General features: G+C 43.4%; 22 protein-coding genes. 17 read left to right on the forward strand and 5 right to left on the reverse strand.

All coding sequences use genetic code 11. The features are described 5' to 3' along the window. Positions 1 to 72: 72 nt before the first annotated feature. Positions 73 to 309: a hypothetical protein gene (locus tag MKZ16_RS09370; RefSeq protein WP_076104563.1), complete on the forward strand. Its 237-nt coding sequence runs from the start codon at positions 73 to 75 to the stop codon at positions 307 to 309. A gap of 264 nt (positions 310 to 573) precedes the next feature. On the opposite strand, the gene MKZ16_RS09375 is transcribed toward MKZ16_RS09370, so the two are convergent. Both MKZ16_RS09375 and MKZ16_RS09380 read right to left on the reverse strand, forming a co-directional pair. Next, a complete protein-coding gene (locus MKZ16_RS09375; protein WP_076104564.1) occupies positions 574 to 1,014 on the reverse strand; it encodes a hypothetical protein in 441 nt (146 codons plus the stop codon). Between the two features lie 96 nt (positions 1,015 to 1,110). Then, positions 1,111 to 1,659 (reverse strand): hypothetical protein, encoded by a 549-nt coding sequence (locus MKZ16_RS09380; protein ID WP_249267783.1) that lies wholly within the window; start codon positions 1,657 to 1,659, stop codon positions 1,111 to 1,113. A gap of 452 nt (positions 1,660 to 2,111) precedes the next feature. Between MKZ16_RS09380 and MKZ16_RS09385 the strand changes: the two genes are divergently transcribed. The 3 genes from MKZ16_RS09385 (at position 2,112) to MKZ16_RS09395 (ending at position 6,197) form a co-directional block, all read left to right on the forward strand. Beyond that, positions 2,112 to 3,872 carry an ABC transporter ATP-binding protein gene (locus MKZ16_RS09385; protein ID WP_339815593.1) on the forward strand — a complete coding sequence of 587 codons (1,761 nt, stop codon included), beginning with the start codon at positions 2,112 to 2,114 and terminating at the stop codon, positions 3,870 to 3,872. Between the two features lie 26 nt (positions 3,873 to 3,898). Continuing rightward, positions 3,899 to 5,737 (forward strand): ABC transporter ATP-binding protein, encoded by a 1,839-nt coding sequence (locus MKZ16_RS09390; protein ID WP_036684176.1) that lies wholly within the window; start codon positions 3,899 to 3,901, stop codon positions 5,735 to 5,737. Positions 5,738 to 5,924: 187 nt separating this feature from the next. After that, positions 5,925 to 6,197, forward strand: a complete 273-nt coding sequence (locus tag MKZ16_RS09395) for a hypothetical protein (RefSeq protein ID WP_076104565.1) — start codon at positions 5,925 to 5,927, stop codon at positions 6,195 to 6,197. Positions 6,198 to 6,223: 26 nt separating this feature from the next. On the opposite strand, the gene MKZ16_RS09400 is transcribed toward MKZ16_RS09395, so the two are convergent. The 3 genes from MKZ16_RS09400 to MKZ16_RS09410 all read right to left on the reverse strand — a co-directional run bounded on the left by MKZ16_RS09400 (position 6,224) and on the right by MKZ16_RS09410 (position 9,080). Continuing rightward, on the reverse strand, positions 6,224 to 6,472 hold the full coding sequence (locus tag MKZ16_RS09400; RefSeq protein WP_052096900.1) for a hypothetical protein: 249 nt from the start codon (positions 6,470 to 6,472) through the stop codon (positions 6,224 to 6,226). A gap of 776 nt (positions 6,473 to 7,248) precedes the next feature. Beyond that, positions 7,249 to 8,289 (reverse strand): HD-GYP domain-containing protein, encoded by a 1,041-nt coding sequence (locus MKZ16_RS09405; RefSeq protein WP_036684091.1) that lies wholly within the window; start codon positions 8,287 to 8,289, stop codon positions 7,249 to 7,251. A 77-nt stretch (positions 8,290 to 8,366) separates the two neighbouring features. After that, a complete protein-coding gene (locus MKZ16_RS09410) occupies positions 8,367 to 9,080 on the reverse strand; it encodes a molybdenum cofactor biosynthesis protein MoaE (protein WP_036684088.1) in 714 nt (237 codons plus the stop codon). 137 nt (positions 9,081 to 9,217) lie between these two features. On the opposite strand from MKZ16_RS09410, the gene MKZ16_RS09415 reads away from it, so the two are divergent. From MKZ16_RS09415 to MKZ16_RS09475, 13 genes are all read left to right on the forward strand, one after another. Beyond that, the gene (locus tag MKZ16_RS09415; protein ID WP_076104566.1) at positions 9,218 to 10,657 is read left to right on the forward strand and encodes a bifunctional UDP-sugar hydrolase/5'-nucleotidase; all 1,440 of its coding nucleotides are present in this window, start codon (positions 9,218 to 9,220) and stop codon (positions 10,655 to 10,657) included. Between the two features lie 74 nt (positions 10,658 to 10,731). Further along, on the forward strand, positions 10,732 to 11,559 hold the full coding sequence (locus MKZ16_RS09420; protein ID WP_036684081.1) for an undecaprenyl-diphosphate phosphatase: 828 nt from the start codon (positions 10,732 to 10,734) through the stop codon (positions 11,557 to 11,559). Positions 11,560 to 11,703: 144 nt separating this feature from the next. Next, complete coding sequence (locus tag MKZ16_RS09425; RefSeq protein ID WP_076100022.1) at positions 11,704 to 12,813, forward strand: HD-GYP domain-containing protein; 1,110 nt, start codon at positions 11,704 to 11,706, stop codon at positions 12,811 to 12,813. Between the two features lie 224 nt (positions 12,814 to 13,037). Beyond that, on the forward strand, positions 13,038 to 14,174 hold the full coding sequence (yfkAB, locus tag MKZ16_RS09430; protein WP_076104567.1) for a radical SAM/CxCxxxxC motif protein YfkAB: 1,137 nt from the start codon (positions 13,038 to 13,040) through the stop codon (positions 14,172 to 14,174). Positions 14,175 to 14,194: 20 nt separating this feature from the next. Next, complete coding sequence (locus MKZ16_RS09435) at positions 14,195 to 15,553, forward strand: hemolysin family protein (RefSeq protein WP_036684171.1); 1,359 nt, start codon at positions 14,195 to 14,197, stop codon at positions 15,551 to 15,553. A 164-nt stretch (positions 15,554 to 15,717) separates the two neighbouring features. Next, the gene (locus MKZ16_RS09440) at positions 15,718 to 16,398 is read left to right on the forward strand and encodes a response regulator transcription factor (RefSeq protein ID WP_076100020.1); all 681 of its coding nucleotides are present in this window, start codon (positions 15,718 to 15,720) and stop codon (positions 16,396 to 16,398) included. Continuing rightward, positions 16,395 to 18,149, forward strand: coding sequence for a HAMP domain-containing sensor histidine kinase (locus MKZ16_RS09445; RefSeq protein WP_076104568.1), 1,755 nt, complete (start codon positions 16,395 to 16,397; stop codon positions 18,147 to 18,149). The genes MKZ16_RS09440 and MKZ16_RS09445 overlap by 4 nt, the downstream gene beginning before the upstream one ends. Positions 18,150 to 18,191: 42 nt before the next feature. Then, complete coding sequence (gene pssA, locus MKZ16_RS09450) at positions 18,192 to 18,716, forward strand: CDP-diacylglycerol--serine O-phosphatidyltransferase (protein ID WP_036684073.1); 525 nt, start codon at positions 18,192 to 18,194, stop codon at positions 18,714 to 18,716. A gap of 7 nt (positions 18,717 to 18,723) precedes the next feature. Next, positions 18,724 to 19,218: a DedA family protein gene (locus MKZ16_RS09455; RefSeq protein ID WP_076100017.1), complete on the forward strand. Its 495-nt coding sequence runs from the start codon at positions 18,724 to 18,726 to the stop codon at positions 19,216 to 19,218. Positions 19,219 to 19,265: 47 nt separating this feature from the next. Beyond that, positions 19,266 to 20,291 (forward strand): AI-2E family transporter, encoded by a 1,026-nt coding sequence (locus MKZ16_RS09460; RefSeq protein WP_076104569.1) that lies wholly within the window; start codon positions 19,266 to 19,268, stop codon positions 20,289 to 20,291. Positions 20,292 to 20,498: 207 nt separating this feature from the next. Further along, a complete protein-coding gene (locus MKZ16_RS09465) occupies positions 20,499 to 20,717 on the forward strand; it encodes a spore coat associated protein CotJA (protein WP_036684070.1) in 219 nt (72 codons plus the stop codon). A 3-nt stretch (positions 20,718 to 20,720) separates the two neighbouring features. After that, positions 20,721 to 20,987 (forward strand): spore coat protein CotJB, encoded by a 267-nt coding sequence (locus tag MKZ16_RS09470; protein WP_036684069.1) that lies wholly within the window; start codon positions 20,721 to 20,723, stop codon positions 20,985 to 20,987. A 50-nt stretch (positions 20,988 to 21,037) separates the two neighbouring features. Continuing rightward, positions 21,038 to 21,607, forward strand: a complete 570-nt coding sequence (locus tag MKZ16_RS09475) for a manganese catalase family protein (RefSeq protein ID WP_036684067.1) — start codon at positions 21,038 to 21,040, stop codon at positions 21,605 to 21,607. Positions 21,608 to 21,857 lie beyond the last annotated feature (250 nt).

The raw sequence follows: 21,857 nt of genomic DNA on the forward strand, positions 1-21,857 counted from the left end.
CATGACTCCTTTCAGTTTAGGTTGCTGTTCGAGCGAATTATACCACAATACATAATGAGAGGAGTAATGAAATTGGTTAAAACTGTTTGTGCAATTGATATCTATGCTTTAGGGAAGATTAAAGCGGACTCTGCTTTTGTTCTTTGGCAACTTCAAACAGACAATACTTACTCAAATGAAAGCGCGGCGAGCGATATCGAGAATATTGTCAGAGAGATTATTGAATTTGAATTCAACCTCAATGAAAAATTTCTATTTGAGTCCAAAAATAATGAACTAATTCCTGCCCCTTTTTTGCCCCCTCGATAATGAAATGATATGAAGTTGCATGACATGACGTCTGCTATTTATAATAGAAGAAACACGATTTGAATAGATGTGAAAGCCAAAAATAATTAAGTTCGAGATGGAAGGTTCAATCGGTTAATAAGAGCGCTTATGAATGGAGGCCCGTCCTCCTAACGTTTATATTTCTTCAAAGCATCCGTAGATATTTTTCTACGGATGCTTTTTTTATGGGCACAATTGAAAAAATCCCCGAATGCTCCGGGGACTTACCTTTAATATTTTCAATTATCCATTTCCGGCAACGGCAATTCCACTGAAGGATCTGGCTCCCAGAGATGCCGTTCTAATCGCTGATGCTACAATGGTGTATTGGATCTGGCCAGTAAGCACATCGGTCGAAGGCGGATAGTCGACAGCGGTGATTCCAACCATTTCATATTGGGTCGTTGTATTATTGATGTTTCCGGGGTACGTTGTACTAAAAATTAATATATTATTGCGGTAAATACTAAAAGTAACATCATTCTGAACTATAATGCTAACATCAACACTAAGTCTGGCAAAAGCATTCAATGTGACTCTCACTAAGCCTGCATTTGCAGGTGTAACATTTACTGTCTGAAGTCCAATGTCACCGAAAATTGCACCTGAACGAACTAAATTAAGATTTTGCGCATCCATAGTGCTGCCCTGTGAAATCCGCATATCAAGAAACTGTATACTCATCCTATTCACCTAACCTCTCATTGTTGATTTTATATTTTATGAGAGAAAGAATAGAATGGCACCAAATCATTGACGGGGTTTTTTATATAGTAAAGGCTACTGTTTTGCCAGATCATTCACTTCTTTATTAAAAGCCTCTGAATATTGATTAAATTTACCTGCATCAAGTGTTAAGCTGTCATCGTTTGCTTTTGGAGGTGTCTCCTGGATCTGCTTATATAAAAGATCAATTTCTGGTGAAAGCTTGGCCCAAATTTTCTTAATAGAATCATACTTAGTATCTAACTTGTTCATATATGTATCGTATTCTTTTTTCTCTTCCATGGCTTTGCCAAGCTGTTCGACCGTAAAGTCTATGTCCATGCTCGCTCCTGTACTGCTTGTACCACTTCTAGTGTATGAGATAACATCTACAAACCCTACATTCCAAATGTCGGCAATAACAAAATTGCTTATTTCTCTTAGCGTTTTTTCAGGTGAGGGTGCTGCTGTATCTGCTTTTGAGGAAATTTCCCCGAAATTAAACAAGTTTTTAGATTCGTTGATCGCTGTGTTTGCGTCCGTAGGGTTATTGTTATTTGTATTGCTACACCCTGAGAGAAGGATAATGGCGATAATACAATATAAAATAAGCTGCTTTTTCAATATAGTTCCCCTCCATAATATAAGTAAAAAGTGTTGTATTACTATATTACGGTAAATTGTGGTAAAAGTTTTACATCTGAGGCAAATTTAAGACGGCGAAAAAGTGAACTCTTCGAAACCCGGAATAAATTCCAATAATTATGCAAAAAACCGAATAAAGGTCCTCCTAATATTACACGATGATTACAATATTCATGTAGATTCTTCATTCATCAGGATTAAGGAGGAAACACGAGCATTTTAAGATAACGAGGGTCCTTTATATCATGTAGATGCTGCTTTTTTCCGAAATAACCGCAAAAACGCGCAATTCTCCCCTTTGCCGCATTAAATTATGGATGATACACTGCATAAAGTCACTAAATTGTAAGCGCTAAAAAAAGCTAGCTTACGATGTAACATTTGCTTTATACAAAAAAACGCTTACTAGGTAAGCCTTAAGGAGGAGAGATATGGATGTTCTCAGGCAACTGCGCGGTTATTATCGAGAGAAGCTGCATTTTCTGATTCTTTCGATTATATGTTTGGCCGCTGCAACTGCAGTGGGGCTGATTACCCCCAATTTGTTAAGAAAGCTGATCGATGATGTTATTGTGCCACTTAAGTTTACAGAGGTGCCAGTGCTCGCATTGAGCGTGTTAGCTGTAGTAATAGTAAAAGCATGCCTGCAGTTTGCACATGGTTTTTTTGGAGGACGGCTAGGTAACTTTCTTGCATACCGGCTGCGTAATGCTTGTTATGAGAAGCTGCAATTCCTATCTTTCCGTTATTATGATACCGCGAAAACTGGGGATTTGATGTCCCGACTAACCGGAGATTTGGAAGCGATTCGTAACTTTATCGGTTTCGGTTTTGCTCAGTTGCTTAATGTCTTTTTTATGGTCATTTTTGGTTCGATTATGATGTTCTCACTCAATTGGCAGCTTACTCTAGTAACTTTGATTACGATGCCAATCCTGGCGTTTATTGCGCTAAAATTTGAGTCTAAGATTCACCCGGCCTTTCAAGAGATGCGCCTTGCGCTCAGTTCTCTGACTACGGCTGTACAGGAGAATATCACGGGTGTGCGCACCGTCAAATCGTTTGCGAGAGAGGCTCATGAAGTAGAGAAATTCTCGCACCGTAACGAACGTTATAAGAATAACCAGATTTTTGCTGCTGAGCTCTGGAGTAAGTTTTTTCCAGCGATGGAGTTTTTAGCATCGATCAGTGCAGCTATTCTGCTTGGAGTAGGCGGAACGTTAGTTATTAAGGGGAAAATGTCACTGGGCGAACTGGTTGCTTTTTTCAGCTTAATTTGGTACATCATTGGACCGATTTGGGGTCTTGGATTCCATATTAATAACTATACACAGTCCAAAGCATCGGGAGAACGTGTATTGGAAGTACTTAATCAGAATATTGATGTGAAGCATAAAGAGAACGCCCGTGAACTGGTACCTTCTGAGGTTAAGGGAGATGTAGCGTTTAATCACGTCACATTTGCTTATGGAAACAAAATGCCTGCGGTTACAGACATTGATTTTGAGGCTAAATCTGGTGCGGTTATAGGGTTCCTTGGAGGAACGGGCTCTGGTAAATCGACCATTACACAGCTGATGATGCGTGCTTATGACGTTAATGAAGGCAGCATCACACTGGATGGGATGGACATCAGAGAATACAATGTTCGCAGCTTGCGTTCACAGATCGCGACGGTCTTTCAGGAGACCTTCCTGTTCTCCTCCTCAATTCGCAACAACATCTCCTATGGGTTGAAAAATGTAAGCATGGAAGAAATTATCCGAGCTGCACAACTTGCCAAAGCCCATGATTTCATCATGGAGATGGAAGATGGTTATGACACTGTGGTGGGTGAGCGCGGAATGGGTCTTTCCGGTGGACAAAAGCAACGGATTGCCATCGCTAGAGCCCTGCTTAAGAATCCGCGGATTCTTATCCTCGATGATGCGACCAGCGCTGTCGATATGGAGACGGAGCACGAGATTCAAGCCGGATTCCAAGAGGTCATGAAGGGGCGCACTACACTTATTATTGCCCATCGGATCTCCTCCTTGCGCCATGCGGATCAGATTATCGTCATGAACGAAGGTCATGTACAGCAGCGTGGTACCCATAAAGAGCTAATTGAAGTGCCGGGTCCTTATCAGGATGTATACCGGATACAGTATGCTGATTATCTGGCCAGAGCGACCGGAAGAGGGGAGGAGTGAGGCATATGAAACTTGAAGCCAAACCAATGACCGCTACGGGAGCAAAAAATAAAGCAGCCGAGCAGCAAGAGCTGGATGAACGTTTTGTATATAAAGATGATGATGTCATCGATAAGGCTTTTGACTGGAAGCAATTCACCAGACTGTTCGGGTACATGAAGCCTTATGCAAAGCAGATGCTTCCATTGGTGTCCATCATGATGATTCTGGGAACTATCACGAAGTTGACCGTCCCGTTCCTAACAAGTTTAGCCATTGACCGTGCGATTGCGCCAAAGGTGGGGAATCCCAGCTTATCTCTGCTATATTCGCTTACAGCAGGGGTAATCGTCTTATATCTGATTCAATGGATTGCGGGAGTATACCGGATTAAATACACGAACATCATCGGCCAAAGAGTGATTTATGATTTGCGCTCAGATTTGTTCAAGCATATTCAGAAGCTTTCCTTTAACTTCTTTGATAAACGTCCGGCAGGTTCGGTATTAGTGCGGGTAACCAATGATATCAACTCTTTGCAGGATTTGTTCACAAACGGGGTTGTCAATCTGATGATCGACTGCGTGCAGCTTATGGGGATTACCATTATTCTGCTAGTGATCAACTGGAAGCTAGGTCTTGCAGTAATGGTTACGGTTCCGATTATGTTCTTTGTTTCAACTAAGCTGCGCCAAAAGATTCGGATCGCTTGGCAGGATGTGCGGATGAAGAACTCCAGAATTAATTCTCATTTAAATGAATCGATTCAGGGAATCAGAGTCACACAAGCCTACACCCAAGAACAAGAAAATATGAATTATTTCGATGTTATGAATACCGACAGCAAAAAATCCTGGAACAAAGCCTCTGCGATGAACCAGGCGTTCGGTCCGATTATTGAGGTCACAGGTGGTTTTGGAACAATGATCCTCTTTTGGCTGGGGGCTTATCTGATCCAATCTGGAGAACTCACAGTAGGTATGCTGGTAGCATTCAGTTCTTATGTCAGCAACTTCTGGGACCCGATTAATCGCCTTGGGCAGATGTACAATCAGCTGCTTGTGGCAATGGCTTCCTCGGAACGGATCTTTGAATATTTGGATGAGCAACCTGCGGTTCAAGATAATCCTGGTGCTAAGCCAATGGGAACGATTCGTGGGGATATTAACTTTGAGAAGGTCATTTTTGAATATGAAAAAGGCCGGGCTGCATTAAAAGGTATTGATCTGGATGTAAAAGCAGGACAGTCGATCGCGCTCGTAGGTCATACAGGTTCTGGTAAAAGTACGATCATTAACCTGATTGGCCGGTTTTATGATATCAAAAGCGGCCGAATCACGATAGACGGTGAAGATATCCGCGGGGTTACGTTAGACAGCCTGCGAAGGCAGATCGGAATCGTGCTGCAAGATACCTTTATTTTCTCGGGAACGATTCGGGATAATATCCGTTTTGGCCGTCTGGAGGCTACAGATGAAGAAGTGGAAAATGCTGCAAAAGCCGTGGATGCCCACGACTTCATCATGAAGCTGCCCGGTGGGTATGAGACAGAGGTGGAAGAGCGCGGCAGCGCGTTGTCGATGGGACAACGTCAGCTTCTCTCCTTCGCCCGGGCGCTCTTGGCAAATCCGCGTATTCTAATCCTGGATGAGGCAACTGCCAGCATTGATACGGAGACAGAGCTGAAGATCCAGGAGGCACTCAAAATCCTGCTTCAAGGCCGAACCTCCTTTATCGTAGCGCACAGACTTTCTACCATCCGCCATGCGGATAAAATAGTCGTCCTCGATCACGGAGAGATTAAAGAAGAAGGAAACCATCATGAGTTGACATCCCGTGATGGGGTATACAACGGTCTGATCGAAGCGCAATTCCGCTTCCTATAGACCGACAGAACAGAACAGAACAGAACAACAGCTCATTCCCGTTGCTTAGGCAACTGCGGTGTGGGCTGTTTTTTATAGGGATATAGAATGTAGAGATTAATGGGTCCGGGGTTAGAACAGGCAGACCAGAGTAGAGTGGAGTATGGCATATAGGTATTACGGGACAAGGCAAAGGAAGAACGGCAGAATGGAAGAACAGCAGAACAGCAGAACAGCAGAACAGGGGAACGGCAGAACGGCAGAATGGAAGAACGGCAGAACGGAAGAACGGAAGAACGGCAGAATGGAAGAACGGAAGAACGGAAGAACGGAAGCACGGAAGCACGGAAGCACGGAAGCACGGAAGCACGGAAGAACGGCAGAACGGCAGAATGGAAGATTGGAAGAACGGCAGAACAGCAGAACAGCAGAACAGCAGAACATAAGAATGCAAGAACAGTGGCAGAACAGCAGAACATAATACAGCAGGGTTAGATTTCTATTCAGTTACTTAGGACGTTTGGATACCCTGCCCGTCACACGCAGCTCAAACATTTGGGCACAAATATCTTGATGCCATTGTAGATCAGCTGTCTGTTCCGCTAATTGGATTTCATTTTGCAATCGGGCCATCTCATAGCAGTAGGTAGCGTTTATTTGCAGGCACTGCTGTTGTTCCGTTTCCTCAGCAGCAGTAAGCTGCCGTCTACGGCTCAGGGTGAACAACTCGGCAAGGCGTTCATGGACAGGAAGCATGCTTTTTTCCTCCTACAGCAATTTAAAACCACATATTAGTCTCGCCATGAGAAGAGAAATTTAAACGTTACGTCAGATAATTAAATTGAGGGGCCTTACTATGTTGAGGGTAGGAGGAACTATCTTCGAAGTCAGAAGGAAACAAGTAGAGGTGAAAATCGAGGGAAGTTTAGGAGTAATCAGGAAACGAATCGTTTAGTTGCAGTTTGTACAATAGTAACCGCCATTCTCGTTATAAAAATACTGTTAATTGCACTTTGTGCAGCTATTTTCGAGAAATGTGCTTATTAAGGGCATTTTCCTTAATTCTAGTTGCACAAAGTACAACTAAATCAGAAATCGGCTCGCTAGACGTGGATTTAGTTGCACAAAGTACAACTAAATCACAATTCAGCTCGCTAGACGTGGATTTAGTTGCAAAAGTACAACTAAATCACAATTCAGCTCGCTAGACGTGGATACTGTTGCACAAAGTACAACTAAATCAGAAATCGGCTCTCTAGACGTGGATTTAGTTGCACAAAGTACAACTAAATCAGAAATCGGCTCTCTAGACGTGGATTTAGTTGCAAAAGTACAACTAAATCACAATTCAGCCCGTTAGATGTGGATTCTAGTTGCACAAAGTACAACTAAATCAGAAGTCAGCCTGGTAGACATGAATTTTGTTGCACAAAGTACAACTAAAAAATCCCCCGTAGTCAAACCGGGGGATTTAGTGTACAAACAGCAGCTCTGAACCTTTTGCTAAGCAACGCAGGACCTCAAGAAACGCCCTAGTCCATGTAGATTTCCACAATCGTAACGTTACGTTCGCGGGCTAGATCGACAAATAATCCATCGATCTTTACCAGCGGACGGAAAATATCAACTGGATTGTTCATGATAATCACACCTGTGTCCCCCGTGTTCAGTAATACTCGCTTGCCGATAAAGTTAGGCATTAAATGCTGTATAAAGGCTTGAACCGTTCTGCCGTTCAGCTTACCAAAGCTGAGGTCATTTAGTTCACGTAGGACAGAAATAAGCTCTTGCTTGGACTGATAGACGCGTTTAGAAGTCATCGCACTATAGATGTCAGCTACAGCAGCAATTTGCGCATAAGGATGAATATCGGATTTGGTTAGCTTATTAGGATAGCCAGAGCCGTCCTCACGTTCATGATGCTGCAAGGCTGCCAAGGCTGTATGTGAGTCATCCATAGAATTGCGGATAATTTCGTAGCCGTACTTAGTATGTAGTTTAACTTCTTCGAATTCTTCCGCGGTTAATTTCCCAGGCTTATTTAATAGTGCAGGTGAGATTCTACATTTTCCAATATCAATTAAATATCCAGCTCGTCCAATCTCATAGCATTCTTGTTTGGAATACCCAAGCCAGATTGCAATATAATAAGAGAGCATACCTACCTGCAAAGAGTGATTGTAGGTATAATTATCTTCGCGATCGAGCAGAAGCAGCAGGGAGACTACATCCTTTTGCTTGTCCAACGATTGAAGCGAAGGCTGAAGAATGTCGTTAACCACGGATTGGTTAAAGCTTCCTTTTAATAGTGCTTCCATATAAAGATTCTCAAAGCCGTCAATCATGGTATCAAAACTAGTGGTCACCGTCTGAATAATTGAAGGTCTGCTTAATGGGGCAGGTTCTTCCACTAACGTCTGGATATCAACATAATCAACTCCATGCTGCATCAGCTTGGCGATATCATCTATCTGGAGCAGCGATCCCTTTGGTAATACATGCAGACCTCTTGAACTATAAGCGTCTGAGTTGAGGTGATTACCAGGTTTTAGATCCGAGACGTGTACTCTCAATGCCTATGCCACCTTTTATCCGATTTTATCCAGAATATCAACAAAGTGCAGATTTTTCAATGAAAAAGGAGTGAAGATTAATTGTGGAGGGAATCGGCAGCCTTTTGTTCAGAGCCTACCCAGTGCTGGCCTGATTCATTGATGTCTTTTTTCCAGATAGGGACGGTCTGTTTCAGCAGTTCAATGGCCAGACGGCTAGCCTCGTAACAGGTATCGCGATGAGGGGTAGAGACGGCAATGATAACGCTTGCTTCCTTCAGGCCTACAAGCCCAATGCGGTGGGAAATCGCGCAGCGTGCATTCCAGCGATTCTGCACCTCGTCACCAATTTCTTTCAGCTTGCTTAAGGCCATAGGAATATAGGCTTCATAGTCTAATGCTGTTGTACGTAGTTCTCCGGTCATTTCGCGTGTAGTTCCTACAAATAATAAGGATGCTCCATGATTGGCGTCGAGGACGGCATCCAGAAGCTTCTCAGCATTTAAAGGCAGATCCGTTATGCTATAGAGGCCGTCAGAAGTGCTCTCATATAAAGAACCATTCTCTCCACCGGAAACGGGAGGGATTAATGCAACTTCGGCAGACTCGGTGATGAGGGCTTCATCAGGTGCATATTCCCGGTCAATGGCGACCAAAGAAGTTCCAATTAGGGATGCTGCATCCGGATAAGAGGTTGAAAGGAGTTCTTTTAACTTCCCAGCGGTTAAGGGATTCTCTGTCGCATGAAAGGTCAGAGAAGATGAGCCGATAATCTCAGCCAAACCCGCGAACAGACGGATTGTGATATGCATACTTATTCACCTCTGAAATATGTTGTAATGTCTACAATATACCATAATGAGCCTGAAAATGTTATGCTAGGCTCTATAAGATCATGCATCGGCTGCTTCATTAAAGAGCGGCTCAACAGGTAGGAGGAATGTTGCTAATGGGGCATGTGCCGCAAAGACTGACCATACTTCATACCAATGATATACATAGCCATTTCGAAATGGTGAGTCCATTGGCAGCAGAAATCGGGAGACAAAGAGCTGCAGCGGGGGAAGAGCCTGTGCTGTTGCTGGATATTGGCGATCATATGGATCGTGCAGCCGTCGAGACAGAAGGAACTATGGGTCAGGCTAACATCGATGTACTTAACTTAACAGGATATGATACTGTAACCATCGGTAATAATGAGGGGTTAACATTCTCACAGGAGATGTTATCCTCTATTTTCTCCGGGTTACAGTGCCCAGTGGTATGCTGTAATTTTGTGGAGACTGCAACAGGGGAACCTCCCCACTGGATGAAGCGTCATGCCATCTTGGAGAAGGATGGAATCAGAATAGGAATAACTGGAGCGACAGCGGCATTTAGTTCGTTCTATTCCTTGCTGGGCTGGGATGCCCTGGATCCCGAGACAACCCTTCGGGAACAATGCCTTCTTTTAGCTCCCCAGGTGGATATTCTAATCATCCTTTCTCATTTGGGGCTTCCCGCAGATCGAATTCTGGCAGAGCGGCTGGAAGGTGTGCATGCTATTCTTGGTGGACATACGCATCATATGCTGGAAGAGCCGCTCATGATTAACGGAACAGCTGTATGTGGAGCGGGGAAATTCGGGCGTTACCTCGGGCGGCTTCAATTTGAGCGGAGAGAGGGACAAACTGGATTCAGTCTGGTGGCAGGTGAATGTATTCCGATTGACCCAGAACTGAAGGAAGAGGTTGTAGGTCCTGCCGCTACTATTCATTTGGAGCGTGGTCGTGAGGCTCTTCAGCAGACCGTTGCGATCACAGATCGTGAGCTTCCTTTGAATTTGCAGGGAGAATCCCCTTTTGGCAATCTTTTAGCCCAAGCTGTACGTAGATTTACAGGCGCCAGTTTGTCGATAGTTAACACAGGTCAGCTTCTAGGACCTTTGCCTGAAGGGGAGGTTACAACGGGAATGCTGCACGCCCTATGTCCTTCTCCCATTAATACATGCGTAATCAAGCTGAAAGGCCTAGATATTCGCATAGCTTTGGAGCAGAGTCTTACGGAAGAATTTTATAATAAGGTGATTTTTGGGTATGGCTTTCGCGGGAATTATCTGGGCAGCTTAGCAGTAGATGGGATAAAAATCTTGTACGATCCGCAGCAGATACCGTATGATAACAATATTGCAGTTTTTGTCGAAGGAAATCCGCTGGAGGATGATAAAGAGTATAATGTTGGTACGCTGGACATGTTTACTTTCCGTGCAGGCTATGAGACGATCGCCAATGGGAAGGATCCTTTATTTTTGCTGCCTCATTTTTTACGCGACCTGCTTGGGATGGAATTGCAGCGCCCGGACAGTCTTGATGAATGCATGCTCACTCGCTGGCAGATCAAGTCTGAGTAAACCTGCAGCTTACAAGATTTACTTTTTGATTCCATTTAGACAGTGCTAGATTCCCAAAAAAATAGGAGGAAATTATGGACACGATCACAGCTATTATTTTAGCAATTGTCGAAGGGATCACTGAATTTATTCCTGTTTCTTCTACAGGACACATGATCTTGACCTCGAAGCTTCTGGGCTTTGATGAGCAGGATTCGATTATGAAGACTTATGAAATCGTTATTCAGCTAGGGGCAATATTGGCGATTGCGCTTGTTTACCGCGAGCGTGTGCTTAATTTGCTGGGCATTGGGCGTAAGAACTCAGGAAGAGGCGGTGTGATGCCGGCGTCTCGTTTGAACTTAATCCATGTAATACTTGGGATTGCCCCAGCACTAGCTGTGGCATTTTTTGCCCGCGATTTTATAAAAAGTCTCTTTGGGGCCACGACTGTTCTTTGGGCGCTTGTCGCCGGAGGGATTCTAATGATTATCGCAGAATGGGTAAATAGACGCAAAATTAGAGTTACAGCGCATGAGCTAGACGATCTTTCTTACGGACAGGCGCTGGCTATCGGGATGTATCAGATTATTTCAGTGCTTTGGCCAGGATTTTCCCGTTCGGGATCTACGATCTCCGGAGGGATGTTAAGTGGAGTTAGTTATAAAGCTTCTGCGGATTTCTCCTTCCTTATAGCCATTCCTATTATGTGTGCGGCTTCCGGATATGAACTGTTGGATTCTTATAAGAACTTCACTAGTGAGACGATTGGCTATTTTGTAATTGGATTTCTGATTTCTTTTGTAGTGGCTTATGTAGTGGTCATTTTGTTTATGAAATTGATTCAAAAGATTAGATTGACGCATTTCGCGATCTACAGATTTATTCTTGCTGCTATATTCTGGTTGTTTATTATGCGTTAATGCCCATAGGCAAAGACCTAGACACACCCGATGTTCTTCATGGTGCACCTGTCTGATCTCTACATAAACGGTATAGACAAAGCGTGTGACCCAAGGATTTCAAAACAGAATAGCATTTTACCGTTAAAGGCAGGAGTGAGCTAAGTGCGTTTAGTATCCGTGAATCAGCTTCAAGCAGGCATGAAATTAGGTAAAAAAATATATAATGATGAAGGTCTAACTCTCCTCGCGGATGGGGTGGAGCTTACTGATGCGTTGATCAAGAGGCTTGCAAGAATTGACATCGGTTATATTTACATAGAGGACTCTGTCACGGACGATGTTGAGATTATAGGTATGCTTCAAGATGAGACGCGCAATCAGGCACTGAAGGTGATTCGTAATCAGTTTCAGCAAATGACAGGCGCTTCAGGAATAAGTAAGGGATTCTACCATCTGGATAAAAAATTCTCAAAAATCATGGATAGCATCCTGGATGATTTGTCTTTACAAGAAGATCCGATGATCATGCTGCTTGATATGCACACTGCTGATAACTACTTGTACGTCCATTCCCTGAACGTCTGCTTGTACACTTTGGTGCTTGGCATTGCGCATGGGTACAGCAAAGAGGAGCTTCGAGTGATTGGTCTGGGTGCGCTGCTGCATGATATTGGCAAGACCCAAGTCCCGATAAAAATCATTCAAAAACCCGGCAAGCTCAGTGAAGATGAATTTCGGCATATGCAGGCACACACCGAGATCGGGTATCAGATTCTCAAGGAAGAACCGAATATCCCGCTGCTCGCGGCTCATTGTGCGCTTCAGCATCATGAACGCATTGACGGATCCGGATATCCGCGGGGATTAAAAGGACCTCAAATTCATGAATATGCCAAATGGTTGGGCGTGGCTGATTCCTACGATGCTATGACCTCCAACCGGGTCTACAAAAAGGCTATGCTGCCACATCAAGCCGTTGAGGCGCTTTATGTAGGTTCCGGTACATTGTATGAGCAGAAGCAGCTAGAGTTATTTAGAGATCGTGTGGCTATCTATCCACTTGGTCTTACGGTGAAGCTCAGTACGGGTGAAAGTGGAGTTGTTGTCAAAATAGATCCAAGTACGCCTCACAGACCGATCGTACGTGTGCTTACAGGGCCTGAAGGAGAGAAAGTCGTACCGTTCGAAAGGGATCTAGGAAAAGCCCTCTCCGTTGTTATCGTTGACGTCGCAGATCAAGGCGATTCTGTGGGAACGCCAAAATATTTATAATAGCAGCGAAGAGAGAAGAATAGGCTTGTCCGCATAACTCGCGGAAGCCTATTCTTCGTCTCGCTGCTATTATTTTTTACAGTGAGAAAGCTTGTGAGGACAGTCCGAAAGACATCCGAAGTGCAGTTTTTCTGACTAACGTGGTATGATATAGGATAAGACACCGTTCAATCTTCATGATTATGGGTTAATAATAGGAATAAGATTTAAAGGAGCTAGTACAAATGAATGTTTTAAGACCATTAACATCTTCACCGAAGGAGCTGTCGCCAAGCTACGATCCATGGGATCCCATTACTTCTGTACGCAAGCATGGACGCCATGTGCTAACGAGTGTGGAATTTACAGTAACCAATTTATGTAATATGCGGTGTGAACACTGTGCGGTAGGTGATAGTTTAACCTCTAGAGAAGGGGATATGCTGCCGCTTAAAAATATGTTGGACCGTTTAGATGAAGTAGAGCATCTGGAGACTATTAGTATTACCGGCGGAGAGCCTATGTTTTTGGCCGGAACGGTGGATAATATCATAGTGCCGCTCTTAAAGTATGCCAAAGAGCGAGGGATTAGATCGCAAATTAATTCTAATCTGACGATGCCGTATGCTCGATATGAAAAGCTGCTTCCGTATTTGGACGTTATGCATATTTCTTTTAATTATGTGAACGGAGACGATTTTCATGAAGTTGGTTTTGCCAACAGCGGGCATGCTGTTTCAAAGGAAAGTGCATATCGGTTATATAATGCAATGATTGAGAATTCTCGACGGCTAAGTGAGGATGGTATGCTAATTTCTGCGGAAACTATGATTAATTACCGTACACATACTAAGCTGCCTGAAATTCATAAGTTGATTCTCGACATGGGCGCCAAACGGCATGAGGTACATCCTATGTACAACTCCAGCTTTGCTTCGGCGTTGCCAGTGTTGTCCTTGAATGAAATGCGGACGGCAATCCATAAACTACTGGATACCCGTGATCCGGAGATTTGGATGCTGTTTGGGACCCTTCCGTTTTTTGCTTGCAGCTTCCTGGAAGAAGACCAGAAGCTGATAAGCAGAATGCGCGCCGAGAAGAATGTTACCCTTCGCAATGATCCGGATGGCCGGAATCGAGTGAACGTAAACATGTTTACGGGCGATGTTTTTGTTACAGATTTCGCTGATATCGCAGCCTTTGGCAACATCGAGAACCAAAAGCTGGATGATATATTTATCGATTGGCAGACTAAACACCCGCTGAACCAAAAGGTGAACTGCCACTGCGATGCAGCAGGCTGCTGCGGACCTAATCTGTTAGTGGCGGATATGTATTATCCGGAAGTTGACTTCAAAACTAGAAAAGCGATCAATCTGTAGAAATGAGGCGTTGTTAAGTGGTGCATACGGAATTTGAAGTAGGGAGATTATTGCTTAATCTTTTGCTGGTTCTGGTGCTCGTATTATTGAACGGTATTTTTGTAGCAGCGGAATTTTCATTAGTTAAGGTCAGGCAGTCCCGCCTGACCCAACTTGTCAGTGAAGGTAATAAAATGGCTGGATATGCTCTGAAAGTAAATAAGAGACTGGACTCCTATTTATCCGCCACTCAGTTTGGGATAACACTTGCATCGCTGGGCTTAGGTTGGGTTGGAGAGCCCGCGATTTCTGAGCTGTTGGTCGAACCTTTAATGTACCAGATGGGGATCACCGATCATACCCTGATTTCTACTGTATCTGTGATTATTGGATTTTCGATCATTACATTTTTACATATTGTACTTGGGGAGCTTGCTCCTAAATCGCTCGCGATTCAAAGAACAGAAGGTTCGGCACTGTTGTTATCTGCACCCCTGATGTTCTTCTATAATGTGTTCATGCCTTTTATCTGGGTGCTGAATGCTTCAGCCAATGCGTTACTTCGGTTAGTCGGTGTGGAGCCTGCAAATGAAAGTGAAGCAGCACACTCGGAAGAGGAAATACGTATTCTGATGAATCAGAGCGCCAAGAGTGGCGTCATTGACAAAGATGAAATGAAACTAATGGATAATATCTTTGAATTCTCAGATCTGCTTGCACGTGAAGTCATGCTGCCGCGTACAGATATGGATGTGCTTTACAGCAATCTTTCGTTAGAAGAAAATATGAAGATTATTACCGAAACGAGACATTCACGTTATCCGGTTGCTCTGGAAGATAAGGACCGTATTATCGGTTTTATTCATATTACCGACCTGTTGTTTGCTCCACCGGAGCAGCAGAATGATCTTACAACTCTGGTTCGGCCTATCCTTAACGTTCCGGAATCGATGGAGATCAGTCATACTCTTCGTTTTATGCAGAAGAATAAGGCGCAGCTAACGTTGGTTGTCGATGAATATGGCGGCACAGCAGGTTTGCTGACAGCAGAAGAGATTCTGGAAGAAATCGTAGGAGATCTGCATGACGAGTTCGAAGATGAGCGTCCAAGTGTGGAACATAACGGGGAGTATATCTCTGTTGAGGGCCGGATGCTGATTGAGGATGTCAACGATCTTACGGGTGTTGTGATTGAAGATGATGAGGTGGATTCCATCGGCGGCTGGTTGTTTAAGGAGCTGGAGGGTAATCCAACCAAAGGAAAACGTGTCAAAGTTGAAGATGTTATTTTTGAAGTCGAGGAATCGACAAGATTGCGTATCACTAGAATTAATATCCACCGGGAACCCCGTGTTGAGGATGAAGAAACCTCATCAAAATTGGACGAGGATAAAGAATAATCTATTAAAGATTGTAACGTATTGTTCCGGTTGATCAGGGATATAATGAACTCCTCCTGTAAGAGCTTTATGGCTCACGACAGGGGGAGTTTTTTGTGGACACATAAAGGACATAACGCTCGTCTATGCTAATGTTTATAAATTGTTTGAAAGCGGGGTCTAGATTGAAAAAGAAACTTCTTCTCGTTGAGGATGAAATTCGTATTCGTGAACTGGTATCTGATTATTTCTTACAGAATGATTGGGAAGTACTTGAAGCGGATAATGGAAGAGATGCATTGGTTTGGTTTGATTCACTGTTGCCGGATCTGCTGATTCTGGATATCATGATGCCTGCTATGAATGGCTTTGAAGTGTGCCGTGAAGTTCGTGAGAAATCAGCGGTACCCATCATTTTGTTAACCGCCAAGTCTACAGATGACGACAAAATCTATGGATTTGAATTAGGAGCCGATGATTATGTTACAAAACCATTTAGTCCAAAGGTGCTGGTAGCCCGGGCAAATGCACTCATGAAGCGGGTTGAAGGCACCCATCAGCCTGAATCTGGCATAATAAAATTTGGTTCCGCGATGTTTAATACCTTAGCTCATCGGTTGGAGGTAGAAGATGCGGAAGTGGAGCTTACCCCTAAGGAATATGATCTTTTATGGCTTTTAATACGAAATAAAGGGATTGTCATTTCAAGGGATACGATCCTCAGTCGGATCTGGGGAATTGAATTTGAAGGAGATTCCAGAGTTGTGGACAGTCATATTAAAAAGCTGCGAAGTAAATTGGGTTATGAATCACGTTTTATTCGTACGGTAATTGGCACAGGATACATGTTCGAGGAAGAGGCATGAGAAGACGGGGAATTACTTTTAAACTGTTTGTGATGACCGTTATCTTTTTCCTTTGCTTCTATGGCATGGTGATTCTAAGCCAATTGCTGTTGTTTGACAATTTCTATCAGAAGCAAAAAGAGCACCGCGTGGAGAAACACCTTAAGAGCTTTGCGGCAAGATATATAAGTGAGCCATGGGGAAGCACTCGAACCTCTCAGGAGCTTGTCCGGTTTATGCTGCGGAATAAAACACAAATGGTTATTTTGAAGCTGGATGGAAAGATGAATTCAGAAGATCCATTTCATATAAAGCTAATCGATGATGACGGGAAGAGTATGGTTGTTTCTTTATCCCTATTCATGAATCAGTACGGAGATTCACTGAGAGCAGCAAACATTAAAGTAGATGATCAGTTGAGCGTGGAAGGCGAACTTTTGGACGAAGACAGTGCTTCACCCGTTATACTCTACCCCATAAGCATTACAAAAAAAGGGGGCGGAACAATAGGGGAGACGGGAGAGACTGGGACGATTCATGCATCTGGTACTGTTGCAGAAGTTGTACTGCCTGATTTGAAAATATGGAATCCACGCCAGGGAATACTGTTTGAGGCTCTAGAGGAATGGTTTCCTTTGACACCGGCGCAGGCAGAAGACTTCAAAAATTTGAAAATACAGAAACAAGACTGGATTGCTCCCTGGAGTGGGAGTCGCAATTCTGTGGTTATTCTGCCCCTGAAGCAAAGTAACGGAGAAATTGAATTACTATTCACAGTCACTTCATTACAGGAAGTTAAGGATTCGAACGATGCGTTGCGTTGGTTCTTTTTATATCTGGGAATGGGTGGTTTTGTCCTGATTCTGGTGCTTTCTCTCTTTTTCTCGAAAATGGTAACGCGTCCGCTAATTAAATTAAATAAAATAGCCAAACGTATGGTTTCTCTGGATTTTACAGGGGACACATCGATTCGGCAGAAGGATGAGTTAGGCAGCCTTTCTAACAGCATGTTCACCTTATCACTAAGTCTGGATTCTGCTTTACGAGAGTTAAGAGAGGCCAATCAGCAGCTAGTTGAGGATATGGAGCAGAAACAAAGAATGGAGATCATGCAGCAGGACTTTTTTGCCAACGCCTCCCATGAATTGAAGACACCACTCAGTATTATCAAAGGTTTTGCTGAAGGCTTGGAAGATGGCGTTAGCGCCGGCAAGCAGGATCACTACATTAAGGTAATTATTGAGGAAGCCGATAAAATGGAGTTTCTTGTTAAAAATATGCTAGATCTAGCGCGGTTGGAGTCGGGCACGATTAAACTTCGGAAAACTTCCTTTATGTTAAGTGAACTGACGGAAAAGGTGACGGACAAGCTGGTCCACTTGCTGAGTGAAAAACATTTGGAAGTCATCATTATTCCTGCAAATGAATTACCGGTCTATGCGGATGTGAACTGGATCGAACAAGTTATGCTAAATTTTATGACCAATGCTATCAGGCATGCGGAAGAAAGAAGTTCTATCACCGTCAATATTGAGAGTCATGCCCAGACTATTGTATTCACTATTCAAAATATAGGAGAATCAATCCCTGAAGATCAGCTGGAGCAGATCTGGGAGCGGTTCTATCGGTTGGAGCCATCCCGCAGTCGAATGACAGGCGGTACGGGTCTGGGGCTTTCCATTGCGAAGCGAATACTAGATATGCACGCTTGTCTTTATACAGTGAAAAATACGGAGAACGGTGTCAGCTTTACTGTGACCTTTGTAGGTTAAATCGGATCAACAGAAATACTGCTATGAAAGGGGTGAGATTGTATGAAATTGAACTGGTTGCCTTCAACGTGCACACTAGGAAACTTGGGACTAGGATCACTGTCCTTATATTTTACGATTCAAGAACGATATAGCCTAGCTTTATTAATGATTTTGCTCGCGGCAATATGCGATGTACTGGATGGATTACTGGCAAGAATATTGCAATGTACTAGTGAATTCGGTAAACAATTGGACTCATTGGCGGATATTATATCATTTGGTTTAGCGCCTACCTTCCTTATCTTGTTGTATAGGTTAGAAGATGCCCACTGGATTGGACCTGCAGCTGCAGTTTTCTTTTTGATCTGTGGCGCACTTCGTTTGGCCAGATTTAATCTGTCGGCGCCTTCCAAAGGGTTCGTGGGGATGCCGATTACTGCTGCTGGAGTCATTCTGTCGATGATTTCTTTACTAGATGAACGTATGAAACCAGGACTGGTCATCGGATTAATGGCATTGCTGTCCGTAATGATGATTAGCCGTATCCCATTTCCGTCCCTTAAAAAATCCTTCAACAGGAAGTGATACACCCATGCCTTGGATTATAGAGTTTATTTCACAGTACGGATATTTAGCCATATTTGGCCTTATGGCACTTGGGATTATCGGACTTCCTGTGCCTGATGAGGTGTTAATGCTGTTTGTAGGCTATTTATCCTCCGTTATGGTTTTGGATTTTTCACTTTCCGTATTGGTTTGTTTTATGGGATCTATCACAGGAATGCTTATCAGCTATACCATTGGTTTAAGACTAGGGCAACCTGTGGTAGCAAAATTCGGCAAGTGGGTTGGCCTTACACCCAAGCGTTTTGCGAGTATGAAAAGATGGTTTTTGCGGTTCGGAAACTGGGCGATTTTCATTGCTTATTTTATTCCAGGTCTGAGGCATGTATCGAGCTATATCTCTGGAATCAGTGCTATGTCTTTCAAAAAATATATACTTATAACGACTGCAGGAGCGCTAACCTGGTCACTCCTTTTTGTTTCTATCGGCTTTTTTGTGGGGGCTAAGTTTTCCTTTTTATAGCCATTGAAGTTTAACATTATTAATCGCAATTGAATGGAGCAAGATCAATGAATGTATTCAAGCGATTCTACGCGAATAGGACTACCAGACGCTTTTTTATTCTCGCACTTATCGGGTTGCTGCTGTACATGGTTCGTGGGATGCTTAATCTGGTGTTGCTGACGTTTCTGATTGCTTTTGTCATGAACAGCTTTCAGATTGTGCTCAGTAAACGAATTGGTAAATTCATGAAGGTTAACAGTAAGGTGATTATTGTCATTCTATACCTTGCTTTAATCGCATTGATTGTACTGGCCCTTGTAAAATATCTTCCTAAAGTATTGGAGCAGATTAAGCAATTAGCCATCTTCCTCACCAATCTCAAATCAGAGGATCTTCCGCAGAACAAGATTACATTATATTTGTATGATATGCTCAGGGACCTTAACTATCAGTCCTATATCAAAAGAGGCATCGATTATGTGCTGCAGGTTAGCAACTGGGGTGCAACTTTCGTTCTATCAACCATTTTAAGCTTTGTGTTTATTCTGGAGAAGAACTGGGTCGTCAGTTTCACTTCTAGGATGAGAGAGAGCAGGATTGCCTGGTTTTATATAGATCTGGAGTATTTCAGCCGAAAATTCATCGTTTCCTTTGGGAAAGTAATAGAAGCGCAAATTCTCATTGCCATGTTCAATACCTGTCTTACTGTTATTGGCTTGTGGCTGCTTAACTTCCCGTATTTATTTGCCCTGGCGATTTTGATTTTTCTGCTCAGTCTCATTCCGGTGGTTGGTTTTTTGATTTCGCTCATTCCGCTTTTAATAATTGGTTACAACATCGGCGGTCTTATAACAGTTACTTATGTGCTGGCGATTATTGCGGTGTTGCATTTTATCGAAGGCTATTTCTTGAATCCTAAGCTGATGTCCACAAAAATGAATTTGCCGATGTTCCTCACCTTTAGCGTGTTGTTGTTCTCTGAGCATTATATAGGTGTCTGGGGACTTATTCTTGGTATTCCTATCTTTGTATTTATGTTGGATATCCTTGAGATTACCCACGAAGATTCGTTCAAAAGAGCGAACCCCTAAGCTGAATACTAAAAGACTCAAGTTATAAGCTGTTTCCGGTACTTTTCCGGAGACAGCTTATTTGTCGTGCACATTGCTCAAAAAAATTGCTAATGGGCTTTTTTTGTAAATAACGTTTTATATTGTGTCCTGCTGTCATAAGTTAGCTAAGGGAGTAATGTTCAGAGTCTTTAAAGAAGGAACAGGAACAAAGGAGGTACAAAAAAGATGGAATCACAGCTGCGGAGGTATACCCCCTTTAGGGGCCCGTTTGATCCTTGCCCACCGGTGCCGTTCAAGACGTATGTAGTTCCACCCAATCAATTTATCACCTTTCAGCCACCCGATTTGCCACAGTTTAGTTTGCAGGAGGCTCTGAAGTATGGAACGCTCTGGCCAGCACTATTTAGTCCGTATGAATCCAAGTGCAAAGGAGGAGGAAAATAGACTATGGAGGCAAATCCTTGCGACCAACGTTATTATGAATTGCTTGAACAGTTGCAGACCCTTGATTTTGCCTTAGTGGAGTTGAACTTATATCTAAATACGCATCCTGACGATCTGAGAAGTATTGAACAATTTAATCAGCTTACGCTGGAACGAACCAAGCTAGCGAATCATTTTCAGGAGTTATATGGTCCGCTGCAGAATTTTGGCCGCGCTTATTCTAAATGTCCATGGGAATGGAATCAACCCCCTTGGCCTTGGCAGGTGTAAGAGGAGTATAACCGTAAGGAACTATTTTTCTAGAGGAGGGAAGTTCCCGAATGTGGATATACGAAAAAAAACTGCAATATCCGGTACGGGTGGGTAAATGTGATGTCCGGATGGCGCGTTATTTGAGTGAGCAATACGGAGGAGCAGATGGCGAGCTCGCCGCTGCACTACGCTATATGAATCAAAGATACACGATTCCAGATAAAGTTATTGGCGTGTTGAACGATATTTCTACTGAGGAATTCGCTCACCTTGAGATGATTGCCACGATGATCTACAAGCTGACGAAGGATGCTTCGGTATGTGAATTAGAGGAAGCGGGATTAGGGCCACATTTTGTAGCGCATGATCATGCCCTGTTCTACACGGATGCTAGCGGTGTTCCATTCACTGCAGCCTATATTCAAGCTAAGGGAGACCCTTTGGCAGACCTTTATGAAGACATTGCGGCTGAGGAAAAAGCCCGGGCTACATACCAGTGGCTGATTGACATGACGGATGACGTGGACCTGCAGGATAGCCTCAAGTTCCTGCGGGAGCGGGAGATAGTGCATGCTCTACGGTTTAAGGAAGCGGTGCAGATTATTATTGATGATCGGAATCAGAAGCGGGTGTTCTAAGGATTTTTGTGAAAAAAAACATTAAAAGCCGTTCTCTTCTATAAGAGAACGGCTTTTAATGTTAGAAAATATGGAGCGGCCAACAATCCAGCCATGCATAAAGCCATTTTTCAAGCCTTGTTTGGTCATTTCAATGGTAATGGTGAAAGCAGTAAAGCTCTTGCAGCCATTGGAGATGAGACACGTTAATCCATCAACATTGCTTTGATTGAAGGTGAAAGTGATTGCGAAAAAGAAACAGATATAATCG

This window comes from Paenibacillus sp. FSL R5-0928 (assembly GCF_037970385.1).
Taxonomy (GTDB): domain Bacteria; phylum Bacillota; class Bacilli; order Paenibacillales; family Paenibacillaceae; genus Paenibacillus_AQ; species Paenibacillus_AQ odorifer.

What these genes read in the sequence shown, in the direction of transcription:
- MKZ16_RS09375 (WP_076104564.1), bottom strand. Translation starts at nt 1,014, where the DNA reads ATGAGTATACAGTTTCTTGATATGCGGATTTCACAGGGCAGCACTATG.
- MKZ16_RS09385 (WP_339815593.1), top strand. Translation starts at nt 2,112, where the DNA reads ATGGATGTTCTCAGGCAACTGCGCGGTTATTATCGAGAGAAGCTGCAT.
- MKZ16_RS09390 (WP_036684176.1), top strand. Translation starts at nt 3,899, where the DNA reads ATGACCGCTACGGGAGCAAAAAATAAAGCAGCCGAGCAGCAAGAGCTG.
- MKZ16_RS09395 (WP_076104565.1), top strand. Translation starts at nt 5,925, where the DNA reads ATGGAAGAACAGCAGAACAGCAGAACAGCAGAACAGGGGAACGGCAGA.
- MKZ16_RS09400 (WP_052096900.1), bottom strand. Translation starts at nt 6,472, where the DNA reads ATGCTTCCTGTCCATGAACGCCTTGCCGAGTTGTTCACCCTGAGCCGT.
- MKZ16_RS09410 (WP_036684088.1), bottom strand. Translation starts at nt 9,080, where the DNA reads ATGCATATCACAATCCGTCTGTTCGCGGGTTTGGCTGAGATTATCGGC.
- MKZ16_RS09415 (WP_076104566.1), top strand. Translation starts at nt 9,218, where the DNA reads ATGGGGCATGTGCCGCAAAGACTGACCATACTTCATACCAATGATATA.
- MKZ16_RS09420 (WP_036684081.1), top strand. Translation starts at nt 10,732, where the DNA reads ATGGACACGATCACAGCTATTATTTTAGCAATTGTCGAAGGGATCACT.
- yfkAB (WP_076104567.1), top strand. Translation starts at nt 13,038, where the DNA reads ATGAATGTTTTAAGACCATTAACATCTTCACCGAAGGAGCTGTCGCCA.
- MKZ16_RS09445 (WP_076104568.1), top strand. Translation starts at nt 16,395, where the DNA reads ATGAGAAGACGGGGAATTACTTTTAAACTGTTTGTGATGACCGTTATC.
- pssA (WP_036684073.1), top strand. Translation starts at nt 18,192, where the DNA reads ATGAAATTGAACTGGTTGCCTTCAACGTGCACACTAGGAAACTTGGGA.
- MKZ16_RS09455 (WP_076100017.1), top strand. Translation starts at nt 18,724, where the DNA reads ATGCCTTGGATTATAGAGTTTATTTCACAGTACGGATATTTAGCCATA.
- MKZ16_RS09460 (WP_076104569.1), top strand. Translation starts at nt 19,266, where the DNA reads ATGAATGTATTCAAGCGATTCTACGCGAATAGGACTACCAGACGCTTT.
- MKZ16_RS09465 (WP_036684070.1), top strand. Translation starts at nt 20,499, where the DNA reads ATGGAATCACAGCTGCGGAGGTATACCCCCTTTAGGGGCCCGTTTGAT.
- MKZ16_RS09470 (WP_036684069.1), top strand. Translation starts at nt 20,721, where the DNA reads ATGGAGGCAAATCCTTGCGACCAACGTTATTATGAATTGCTTGAACAG.
- MKZ16_RS09475 (WP_036684067.1), top strand. Translation starts at nt 21,038, where the DNA reads ATGTGGATATACGAAAAAAAACTGCAATATCCGGTACGGGTGGGTAAA.